Consider the following 10,971-nt stretch of genomic DNA (forward strand, 5'->3'; position numbering starts at 1 on the left):
AATAATTTTCTCTTCAAATCGTACTCAAACACTTGAACAGCATCCCCACTAGTAAATACTGGCGCAGGGCCACAATCTCGCCACATTTGGAACGCATCAAAGCCCAAATAACCAAATCTTCCGCCGGATTCGTACTTTATGGTCTTTCTCATTTTCGCTCTCGCTCTAACCGCTATGGGCGCACCTTTGTTGCGATCGACACAAGCGGTGAATGGGCGGATCACCACGAGCGGATTTGATGGTACGGGTGTGATTGTTGGTTTTATTGTAACGGTTGGCGTCGCTGCGACGACATCGCCGTTGATGGGGTTTGGCTTTGTTTTTGCTGTCTTATTGCATGAATTTGGCGCTGCGAAGGCCTGTCAATTTGTAGGGCATGATCTTGCACGCGTGCGTTTGGTGCCCCTGCCCTACATGGCACCGCCCCGCTCAGACAACGATTTCGACGATGCATTAAATGAAAGCTATGCTGCTCTTTATGCGCCCGCCTTGGCAATTTCACCCATGATTGTGGCCTTTAGCCTGTTCCATGCCAGCGCTGCGACCTTTCCATTGTTTTCAGATTTTATGCGTGCGGTTGGCATCATGATCGGCACATTTAATTTCGTAATGCTATTGCCGTTTTTGCCCTTTGCAGGCGGACGCGTTGTACAAGCGGTTTCCGACAGCTTTTGGCCCAGCCTGTCCACCTGGGTGACACTATTTATGATCGCAGCCTTTACGGCAGCGGCGCTTAGAGATCATTCGATTGCAATGGGCATCTTGGCCACAGCGGGCGTGCAGAGTCTGCTGCGGCCCAAGCGCACCAAGCATAAGCGCCTATCACCGAACACTGCTCTGGTCGTCTTATCGGCCTACGCGTTTTGTATATGCGTTCATTTCACCGCAGGCTGGTGGCTGTTGCAAGATTTGCTCTAACGCTTTGCCTCTGCGCCACAGGCATGGCAAGATCATTTAAACCTATATAAATTTCAAGGCACAGGCAGTTATGCTGAACTCCGAGCGTGGCACAGTCACAACCACCGACGGGCTAAAATTAGCTTATGACGTCCATGGGACAGGCACGCCTATTTTGTGTTTGGCTGGCCTCACTCGCAACATGGATGACTTTGATCCGGTGCTTGCCAATTTTTCAAACCGCGCGCAGATCATCCGCCTAGACAGTCGTGGGCGCGGCGCGTCTGACTTTGATCCAAATCCGCAAAACTATACCATCCCACAAGAAGCCAGCGATGCATTGGCACTGTTGGATCACCTAAATCTTGAACGTGCCGCCATAATTGGCACCTCGCGTGGTGGGTTAATCGCGATGGTTTTGGCGGCCACAGCGAAACATCGCTTGTCGGGGGTTTTACTCAATGACATTGGCCCCAAACTGAATCCTGCTGGTTTGGCGTATATAATGGATTATCTTGGTCGCCCTTGCGCCTTCACCTCCTTTGAAGATGCCGCTGAACGATTGCCGCGCGCTTTGGGAGCGCAGTTCCCAAATGTTAGCCACGCTGAATGGCTGGCTTATGCGAAACGCAGTTGGACGGCAGGTCCAGATCGGTTGCAACTGCGCTATGACTCCAAATTGCGAGAGGCCATCGAGACCCAAGGCGCCTCTGGAGAAACACCTGATTTATGGCCCTTGTTTCATGCGCTCAGCGGTTTGCCTTTAGCTGCATTACGCGGCGCACATTCTAATATTTTAACGCCAGAGTGCTGGGGCAAAATGCAGACCTCGCGTCCAGACATGATTGCGACTGAAATTCCAGATCGAGGTCATGTGCCCTTTTTGGATGAGGCTGAAAGCATAGAAACGATCACGCGCTTCATCGCTGAATTGCCGATAGGCGCTTAACACAAGATACTGGCGACATCCCATGTGGGATATCACCTCAGCCCCATGAGAGACCGTGATGCACGTCCAAGTGAATGACATTGCCTTAAACATTTTGGATGACGGCCCCAAGGATGCACCTGCGGTCGTGTTTGCTCATCCTCTTGGCACCAATATGCGGATATGGGACGCCGTTTGCGATCACCTGCCCAAATCCTTGCGGCGCGTTCGGTATGATGCGCGCGGTCATGGAGCGACGGATGTGACACCTGCGCCGTATCGCATGGGACAGTTGGTGACAGATGCCGAACAGCTTTTGGATCATCTCAACATCAAAGACTGCGTTTTTGTAGGGGCGGGATATGGCGGCTTGATCGCGCAAGGGTTGGCCGTCAAACGTCTCGATCAAATTCGCGCCATGGTTTTATGTGGCACGGCAGCCAAGCTGGGCCCGCCAGCAGTGTGGGACAGACGTATCGCGCAGGTGAAAGCGGGCGGCACAGAGGCGCTGAGTGCGATTACAACTGAACGCAGTTTTACGCGCTCAGGTCGTGACAGCGAGGTGGCGCGTCAATGGATCAATGTCCTGCGCGACATGTCGGATGAGGGTTATATCGGCAACTGCAACGCGATTTCTGGCACCGATTTTTACACGCCCACTTCTGGTCTACGCCTGCCCAGTCTAGGGCTATGCGGCATTGATGACCGTATCACCCCACCCGATTTGATGCGCGAGACACTTGAGCTGATCCCCGGCGCAAGATTTGAATTGATAAGGCGCTCTGGGCATTATCCGATGTTAGAAGCACCAGAGACTCTTGCGGCACTGTTGCGTGATTTTCTAACCGAGATAAGCCACGCCTGACGCAGCAAGCATCAACGCGCAAAATCGCCCAATCGGGATTGCAATGCAGACCAACTGGCTTACAACACCGTAACGCTAAACGTTCTTGTCATCGGATTCAGCCATGCGCGCTCGCTTGCCCATTATTTTTATTGTTGTGACCATTCTGATCGATGGCATCGGTGCTGGGCTGATTTTCCCTGTCTTGCCTGATCTTATCTTAGAAGTCACAGGTAAGCCTTTGTCAGAGGCCGCAATCTGGGGCGGCGTTTTGGCGACAGGCTATGCCGTGATGCAATTCGTTTGCGGCCCGATTGTGGGCAATCTGTCGGATCGCTATGGGCGCAAACCGATCTTGATCGCAGCCCTTTTTGTGCTGGCGATAGACTATGCGATCATGGCCGTCGCCGGCTCAATTTGGCTGTTGTTATTGGGCCGCATCATCGCAGGGTTGATGGCCGCGACCTATTCCACGGCTTCTGCCTTTATGGCGGATATTTCAAAGCCAGAAGACCGCGAAAAGAACTTTGGTATCATCGGGGCCGCAGTGGGGATTGGCTTTGCCTTGGGTCCGGTCATTGGCGGTTTCTTGGCCGAAGTTGACACACGCGCACCGTTTTGGGTGGCAGGGGCTATGGCCTTGGCCAACGGAATTTTTGGCCTTTTGGTGATGCCCGAGTCTTTACCCCAAGACAAACGTCGCCCGTTTTCCATGAAACGCGCCAACCCTTTAAACTCGTTCAAATCAGTCAGTGAATTGGGTGGCGTACGCACGCTGCTTGTGGTGTTTTTCTTGTACCAAGTGGCCTTGTTCGTCTATCCCGCCATTTGGGCCTTTTACGGCCGCGAACAATTCGCCTTTTCAGCACGCGATATCGGGCTGACTCTCTTTGTATTTGGCGTCTCGATGGGGCTCTCGCAAGCCCTATTGGTTGGCCCCATCGTGAAACGCTTTGGCGCTTATAAAACGGCTGTGTTTGGCATGACATTGGAACTGTTGATTTTTGCCACTTTCGCTGTGCTGACCCAAATTTGGCTTGTGTGGATGCTTGTTGCGCTCTCAGGTTTGGGGTCCATCGTGATGCCTGCTCTGCAAGGTATCATGAGCCGTGCCGCAAACGATGACCAACAAGGGGAACTGCAAGGCGTGCTCGGGTCCATCGCAGCACTGGCAACCATCGTCAGCCCCTTGGTGATGACCATGGTCTTTGCGCAATTTTCGCGCCCTGATACGAACTTCTATTTGCCGGGGGCACCATTTGCAGTCTCCGCGATTTTGATCGTCGCTTGCGCTGTGCTTATGCTCAACTGGCGCAAGGCCAATCGCTGATCTCATCGCTGCACCTTTTGGCACAATAAGCGGGTCGACCCGTATCTATCAGTATGGCAGGTTGTTCAAAAAGTGGAGCAACCATGAGCGATCTGAAAATATCAAACCGTGACGCGCGGCATCTATGGCTGGCGGTCAATGGATTGGCTGATCTCCCTGTTGGTCAGTTGGATACCATGGGGAATATTGACGCGCTTGGATTTGTGCAACTCGACACGATTCAAGTCGTATCGCGCGCGCATCATCACATTTTATGGAGCCGCAATCAGGCCTACCGCGAACCGATGATGGACGATCTGTTGGGACAAGGTCACGGCGTATTTGAACATTTCACCCATGACGCCTCGGTCCTGCCGATGAGCACACTGCCTCTGTGGCAAAGGCAATTTCGGCGCATGAAAGAAAAGGTCGCGCGCTCTTCGTGGTATGGTGATGCTTTAGATGCGCGCCTGCTGGACGAGGTGATGCGCCGCATCGCGGACGAAGGCCCTCTGTCCACCCGAGACTTTGACACGAAAATCACTGGTTCCAAAGAGATGTGGAAGCGCCCGCCGCATAAAAAAGCGCTGGATTATCTGTGGTATTCTGGCGCATTGGCCACAAGCCATCGCACAGGGTTCACCAAGTATTACGATTTGGCAGAAAACGTCTTTCCGGCGGATTTGCGCATACAAAAACTGGATGACTTGGAACAGATCGATGGGCTTTGCACAATGGCATTGGACCGCATCGGCATGGGCAGCCTAACTGAAATCCGCAAGTTTTGGGACGCGACTGAGGTCAAAGAGGTCTCGAACTGGGCCAAACTCCAAGGAGCCGATTTGATCCCTGTCGAGGTACAAGCCTTTGATGGCAGTTGGAGCAAATCTTTCACCCGCGCAGATATAGAGCAGCGCTTAGACGCACTTGAACCGCCTGCGCCACGCCTGCGCATTCTCAGCCCGTTTGATCCAGCCATCCGTGACCGCAAACGCTTAAAGCGCCTGTTCGGGTTCGATTACACCGTGGAAATGTTCGTGCCCGCCGCCAAACGGCAATGGGGATATTACGTTTATCCTGTGCTAGAGGGCGACAAGTTTATCGGTCGGATCGAGGCCAAAGCAGATCGCAAAATTGGCGTGCTGAATGTGCTCAATTTTTGGTTGGAACCTGATGTAAAACCAACCAAAGCCCGTACCCAAAAGCTGGACGCCGAACTAGGCCGCTTTGCCAAACTTGCAGGGCTGAGCAAAGTCAACTGGATCTGCGCGCGTTAGCGCGGCAACAAATAGGCAGCTTGCGGCACCGGATCGTCAAAAGATTTGATACTGTCGCTCAAGGCCTCATGCATCAAATGCTCGGCCAATTGTGAAAACAATATCTGTTCTTTTGCGGCTTCCCACAAGAAGAACCCGTAAGAGCCAGGAATAGGATTGATCTCATTGAACCACAGCTCGCCCGTCTCGGTATTATGCATGAAATCCATCCGCGGCGCACCGCGCAGACCCAAGATAGTGAACGCCTTAGACGCAAAATCATATAGCCTCGCTTGCAGGTCAGGGTCGATGTCAGGATTGATGTCACGCGTCAGCGACAACATGCCTTGCGAGGGCACGGCCGTATTGCCAAGTTTGCCACTGCCCGTACTGCCCACTTCGGCAGAGGACAGGTATTTTTCTCTAAAGTCGAGCAATTCGGCAGAGGATTTAGGCCGTTCAATTGCAGAAAATTTGATCTCGCCCTCACGGTACATCACCGCGATGTTGAGTTCTTCAAGGTTTTGCACTTGCGGTTCGACCAAAGCAAAGCTGTCTTCTTTCAGCGCGCCTTGCAAATGCACCAGCAATTCATCGCGCGATTTGGCCAGACCAACGCCGATGCTAGAGCCCAGATTGGCGGGCTTGATGATCAAAGGATAGGACAGTTCCGCTTCGACGCGAGCGCAGACAACATCCGCGTGTTTCATTTCTTTGGCGTTGACCACCACATGCGACAACACATTGACGCCGACTGAGGCGACCAGCGACTTGGTGGCGTCTTTGCGCATCGCCAAAGCTGAATTGATCGCGGAAAACCCCGTGCAAGGAATGCCAACCGTTTCCAGCAGACCTTGAATGCGGCCATCTTCGCCAAAAGGGCCGTGAAACACAGGCAAAGCGCAATCGATTTGTTTGGTCCAACTGCCATCCACCGATGTCAAACAAGGCCCCATATCGCCCCAAGCAAACACTACTTCGCGCAGACCTTTGGGGGCGGGTCGAAAGCGGTCCAATTGGCGCAAAGTGGCCCCATGCAAAAAGCGACCATCGAACCCCATATACACCGGTACGACGTTGATTTTACGGACATCAACCGCGTCCATCAATTGTTGTGCGCTCACAACACTGACGTCGTGTTCTTGGCTCGGTCCGCCGAAAATGACGGCTAAGTTCAGCTTATTCACGTGTTTGCCTACAATCCATATGGAGTTTGCTTAATCGATACACTAGAAACAGATAAAGCACCATATCTAGTGGTCGACCAAGCGAATATCAGCAGAGTAGGCGAACATCCATGTTCTATGAAAAGAGCGGCGCAGAAAATGGCACTCCGATCGTTTTTGCGCATGGATGGGGTCGCGATCATACGGATTTTGTACCAACAGCTGAACTGATCGGGCAAGCTGCGCCCACCGTGTTGCTGGACCTTCCCGGCTTTGGCAAATCACCCCGTCCTGAGGTCGACTGGACCACGCAAGACTACGCTATTGCCGTACGCGACTTTTTGAAAACCGAACTGGGCATCACGCGGTTTATCTGGGTTGGGCACAGCTTTGGCGGGCGCATTGGCCTGCGTCTGGGCGCCATGGCGGACTCACCTGTTGAACATCTGCATATCGTTGGCGGCGCAGGTATAAAACTGCCCCGACCATTGATAAAGCAGATCAAAGGCAAATGGCGCGGCTGGCAGTTTAACAAACAAAAAGCCTCCGCCACATCCGAAGACGCATTGATCGCGCTTGAAGAACAATTTGGCAGCGCGGATTATGTGAGCAGCCGCACGCTTGGCCTGCGCGACATTTTCATTCGCACAGTTGAAGAAGATCAAACGCCGATGCTGCCCAAGATCACCTGCCCCACAACCCTGTTGTATGGCGGCAAGGATACCGAGACGCCGCCCGCCATGGGCAAGGCACTGCATCAAGCCATTCCAAATTCCACCTATGTTGAATGTCCAGAGTTTGATCACATCTCGATCCTGTCCCGCGGCAGACATCAATTGACGACCCACATTCTTGAGACGTTGAAGCGGGGCCAAGTATGATCCTTATCGCCACAGTTTTGCTGATCGCTGCGCTTGCCTGTTTGGTTGTACAGCGCACCACCACCTTGCTGACCTATTTTCAGCAAGAGGAATATGACGGCACACGGTTCGTTGCCTCAAGCCGTGATGTGCGTCTGTTCGATATTCGTGCATCGGCTGCTGTCGTTATCATCCTGCTTGCGGGGCTGGCCCTGCCCAAAGCACTGAGCCTGATTTTGCTCGCGGCAGTTTTTGTGATCATCGCTTACATGGAGCGTCAGTATCGTTACAAAAAGCCACTGGCAAAAACACAACGCGCTCTGCGGATTTGGCGTTTGGCCTTGGTCCCTTTGGGCCTTGGCGCTTTGCTGGTTTTCGTGCACCCCATTTTCGCAATCCTCGTGTTACAAGCGGTGCCTTTTGCCTTGATCGGCGCGAATATGATCCTGAAGCCCTTCCAAGATCGCATCAACGAAGGCTTTGTCGATCAAGCTCGCACAAAATTGGAAGCCCTTGATCCCATTCGCATCGGCATTACAGGATCGTTTGGCAAAACCACGGTCAAACACATGTTCGCAGAAATTTTGGAAACATCTGGTCCGGTGTTCTACAGCCCCGGATCGATCAACACCGTGCTAGGTCACACCCGCCACATCCGTCAGCGCCTGCAACATGCGCACACATATTTTGTGGCTGAAATGGGCGCCTACGGCATCGGATCGATCAAACGCCTGTGTGACTTCATCCATCCGCAATACGGCATCGTCACAGCCGTTGGCGACGCCCATACAGAACGCTTTGGCAGCATCGAGGCCATAGCACAGGCAAAATCCGAACTGGCGGCTGAGGTCTGTGCTGCGGGCGGCACCATGGTGATCAACGCGGATGTGATGCAATACGCACCATTCAAAGCCTTGAAAGACACATATGGCGATAAGATCGTCACCGTTGGGCTGCAGGACGCTAACGTCACCATTGACGCTGTTGAAATTGAAGGTGGGTCTTGGTCGATCACGCTTAAGTCTGCTGATGCCCGCATCCCCACTTTGACGTTTGAGTTGCCATTGATTGGCGATCACAACGTAATGAATGCCGCTTTGGCCGTGACACTTGCGCTGCTGATTGATCCAAGCACCGCCGACCAAATCCCGTATTTCACAAAGACCATTTCGCAAATTCCGCACCGTTTGCAAAAGATCGACACACCTGGCTCAGCTCTCATCCTTGATGATGCCTATAATTCCAATGAACTTGGCTTTATGTCTGCCGTATCGGCCTTGGATAAATTGGCGAAACACCGTGGTGGACGCCGAATACTTGTGACCCCTGGCATTGCAGAACTCGGGTTAGAACATGACCGCGTTCATGATCGTTTGGGCCACTATTCTGGCACACGCTGCGATGTGATTTACGCTGTAAACCCAAGCCGTATTGACAGCTTTGTGACTGCCGCGAAACGCGAGACGGCTGAGGTGATCGAAGTGCCAACATTTTTCGCCGCCCGCGCAGCAATTGCAAAAACGCTCACCAAGGATGACGTCGTTCTCTATGAAAACGACCTGCCAGACCTGTTGGAAGAAAAACGGTTTTTGTAAGCGCTTAAGTCAAGATGGACCCAATTCAATAAAGGTGGGATCGATAGGCATCACTGCGTTAAAAAGCCATAGCTTAAAGCGCTATAGCTTTCTGTCGAAACAAGCTTGATGCATTTTGACCCACACAGGACCGCTACAACGGACTGTTTAGCTGATCTGTTCACTCACAGGCATGGTTGTAGGCCGCAACATAATCGCCGCAGTCAGCCCTATCATCGAGACCCCAGCAGCCACCATATAAAGCCATGTGAATGCATCGGAAAACAAAATGCTGACCGCGATGCGGCTTGCCTCAGGCAAGCCAGCAAGTGCCTCGGGCGAAAGGCTGGAAGGATCGGGCACACCTACCACGCCATCGCCCCCTGCCATCAACCGCGCTGACAGAACTGCACCGTAAGTTGAAATGGCCAATGAAGCCCCTGCCATCCTACACAGCGTCACCGCGCTGGTTGCCGCGCCGATATCGGCTTGCGGAGCAATCAATTGCACGCCAATGATCGGTGATTGCTGCGCGAGACCAATCGCAAGGCCACTTACAGCCAGCACGCTTCCGATCACCCAAAGTGAAGTCCCCACCTGAATTTGTGACACTGCGATCAAGGCAAGTACGGACAACGTGGTGCCGGTGATCAAGAACGGCTTATATTGACCGCTCCGTGCAATCAAACGGCCAGCCGTCAATGAACCAACAGCGATGCCACCGGTGATGGCGATAAAGAACAGACCGGCATGCGCGGGCGACAGACCTGTGGTCATTTGTAAAAACAGCGCATGATAGTTGACCAGACCAATGCCGACACCGCCCGAAGTGAGCGCTACAATCAGCAAGAGTGGAAAGTTTTTATCGTTGAACAGGCTCAGCGGGATGATCGGCTCTGGCGCACGGCGCTCTATACGCACCCAAACGATTGCAGATATTGTGGCGAGTATCAAAATCCCAAAGGTGACCGGCGTAAACATCCCGCCGAAAATATGAGAGCCATCTGCCCATAATACGATCAATCCAATTGTGATCGCTAAAGTCGTAGCACCCGCGTAATCTATTTTAGGTTGGCGGTTCGGACGCACATAGGGCAGCAACAAGAAGATGCTGGTCAGTACCAAAATCCCGATCGGTAAATTCACTAGAAAAATTGAGCGCCAGCCTAAATATTGGCTCATAACTCCGCCCAGTGTTGGTCCGATGGAGCCGGATGCCATCAAAACCAAGCTGGAGAAGCTTTGATACCGTGCGCGTTCACGCGGCGCGAAAAGATCGGCATTAATTGAGAAAATCGACACCATAATGCCGCCTCCGCCCAAGCCCTGCAAAACACGCGCGGCGATCAGGCTTTCCATCGACCATGCCAATCCGCAGCTTAACGATCCGATGACAAACAACGAAATCGCGAACATCATTACATATTTTCGCCCGAACAAGTCGCCCAGCTTGCCATAGACGGGCATGATCGCACTTTGCGCCAACAGATACGCGGCACTGACCCAGCCGAAGCGTTCAATCGACCCCAATTCCGCAACAATTGTGGGCAGCGCCGTGGAAACGATCTGATTGTCCAGCGTCGCCATGAACAGCGCCAGCATCATAAATACATAAATAAGAATCCTGCGACGACGGGAGAGGTTAGCGAGTGGCGCAGCAGAAGACATTGCGATCATCCGTGTAATGGCGGCTATGGGGTGTACGAGTATGCCGATGTCACATATGTGTCAACAGCACATTTATTTATCTTAATTTCATGACACTTTGGGGTGAAAGATGCTTGTCCTCACCACTGCCCTACAAAGCCTGTCGTGAATTGAAGCCGTCCCTTTGAAAGCCTTTGCTGCATGTATGGATGCCCCCATTGGTGCAAGAGATTTCTGAACGGTTTGAGTGTGTGATCGGATGCATGTAGATATGCCGTTACTCGCGAGACCTTTCCGTTAACCTCCCAGACTTGGACAGAAGGAGATGTTCATGAACAAGGATCAACGCGAGATTCAACGTAAGCTGCGGATTTTGCGCTACGCTGAAGAGATTGGCCATGTTGCGAAAGCTTGTCGCTATTTTGGGATTGGCCGCGCCAGTTTTTACCGGTGGCGCAAGGCCTACGCCGAGCGAGGCGAAGCAGGCCTG

At 52.7% G+C, this 10,971-nt stretch carries 10 protein-coding genes; 8 read left to right on the plus strand and 2 right to left on the minus strand.

Going from position 1 to position 10,971, the window contains the following annotated elements:
* The first annotated feature begins 138 nt into the window (after positions 1–138).
* From KO497_RS05920 to KO497_RS05940, 5 genes are all read left to right on the plus strand, one after another.
* Positions 139–918: a hypothetical protein gene (locus KO497_RS05920; protein ID WP_215943051.1), complete on the plus strand. Its 780-nt coding sequence runs from the start codon at positions 139–141 to the stop codon at positions 916–918.
* Between the two features lie 70 nt (positions 919–988).
* Positions 989–1,846: an alpha/beta fold hydrolase gene (locus KO497_RS05925; protein WP_215943052.1), complete on the plus strand. Its 858-nt coding sequence runs from the start codon at positions 989–991 to the stop codon at positions 1,844–1,846.
* 58 nt (positions 1,847–1,904) lie between these two features.
* Entirely contained in the window at positions 1,905–2,690 is a 786-nt protein-coding gene (locus KO497_RS05930) for an alpha/beta fold hydrolase (protein ID WP_215943061.1), read from the plus strand.
* 103 nt (positions 2,691–2,793) lie between these two features.
* Positions 2,794–3,999, plus strand: coding sequence for a TCR/Tet family MFS transporter (locus KO497_RS05935; protein WP_215943053.1), 1,206 nt, complete (start codon positions 2,794–2,796; stop codon positions 3,997–3,999).
* Between the two features lie 83 nt (positions 4,000–4,082).
* Complete coding sequence (locus KO497_RS05940; RefSeq protein ID WP_215943054.1) at positions 4,083–5,255, plus strand: winged helix-turn-helix domain-containing protein; 1,173 nt, start codon at positions 4,083–4,085, stop codon at positions 5,253–5,255.
* On the opposite strand, the gene KO497_RS05945 is transcribed toward KO497_RS05940, so the two are convergent.
* The gene (locus KO497_RS05945) at positions 5,252–6,421 is read right to left on the minus strand and encodes a hypothetical protein (protein ID WP_215943055.1); all 1,170 of its coding nucleotides are present in this window, start codon (positions 6,419–6,421) and stop codon (positions 5,252–5,254) included. The genes KO497_RS05940 and KO497_RS05945 overlap by 4 nt on opposite strands.
* Before the next feature lie 110 nt (positions 6,422–6,531).
* On the opposite strand from KO497_RS05945, the gene KO497_RS05950 reads away from it, so the two are divergent.
* Both KO497_RS05950 and KO497_RS05955 read left to right on the plus strand, forming a co-directional pair.
* Positions 6,532–7,281 carry an alpha/beta fold hydrolase gene (locus tag KO497_RS05950; protein WP_215943056.1) on the plus strand — a complete coding sequence of 250 codons (750 nt, stop codon included), beginning with the start codon at positions 6,532–6,534 and terminating at the stop codon, positions 7,279–7,281.
* On the plus strand, positions 7,278–8,855 hold the full coding sequence (locus KO497_RS05955; protein WP_215943057.1) for a Mur ligase family protein: 1,578 nt from the start codon (positions 7,278–7,280) through the stop codon (positions 8,853–8,855). The genes KO497_RS05950 and KO497_RS05955 overlap by 4 nt, the downstream gene beginning before the upstream one ends.
* A gap of 147 nt (positions 8,856–9,002) precedes the next feature.
* Here KO497_RS05955 and KO497_RS05960 read toward each other — a convergent pair whose 3' ends face one another.
* Positions 9,003–10,502 (minus strand): MDR family MFS transporter, encoded by a 1,500-nt coding sequence (locus KO497_RS05960; protein ID WP_252729535.1) that lies wholly within the window; start codon positions 10,500–10,502, stop codon positions 9,003–9,005.
* A gap of 310 nt (positions 10,503–10,812) precedes the next feature.
* On the opposite strand from KO497_RS05960, the gene KO497_RS05965 reads away from it, so the two are divergent.
* Positions 10,813–10,971: helix-turn-helix domain-containing protein (locus tag KO497_RS05965; protein ID WP_215943063.1), on the plus strand; the 159-nt coding region annotated here is incomplete at its 3' end.

The sequence above is a fragment of the Pacificibacter marinus genome (assembly GCF_018860665.1).
In the GTDB taxonomy this organism is placed as follows: Bacteria; Pseudomonadota; Alphaproteobacteria; order Rhodobacterales; family Rhodobacteraceae; genus Celeribacter; species Celeribacter marinus_A.

Coding starts and splice junctions, on each gene's coding strand:
- KO497_RS05940 (WP_215943054.1), top strand. CDS start 4,083: ATGAGCGATCTGAAAATATCAAACCGTGACGCGCGGCATCTATGGCTG.
- KO497_RS05955 (WP_215943057.1), top strand. CDS start 7,278: ATGATCCTTATCGCCACAGTTTTGCTGATCGCTGCGCTTGCCTGTTTG.
- KO497_RS05920 (WP_215943051.1), top strand. CDS start 139: ATGGTCTTTCTCATTTTCGCTCTCGCTCTAACCGCTATGGGCGCACCT.
- KO497_RS05960 (WP_252729535.1), bottom strand. CDS start 10,502: ATGTCTTCTGCTGCGCCACTCGCTAACCTCTCCCGTCGTCGCAGGATT.
- KO497_RS05935 (WP_215943053.1), top strand. CDS start 2,794: ATGCGCGCTCGCTTGCCCATTATTTTTATTGTTGTGACCATTCTGATC.
- KO497_RS05950 (WP_215943056.1), top strand. CDS start 6,532: ATGTTCTATGAAAAGAGCGGCGCAGAAAATGGCACTCCGATCGTTTTT.
- KO497_RS05930 (WP_215943061.1), top strand. CDS start 1,905: ATGCACGTCCAAGTGAATGACATTGCCTTAAACATTTTGGATGACGGC.
- KO497_RS05925 (WP_215943052.1), top strand. CDS start 989: ATGCTGAACTCCGAGCGTGGCACAGTCACAACCACCGACGGGCTAAAA.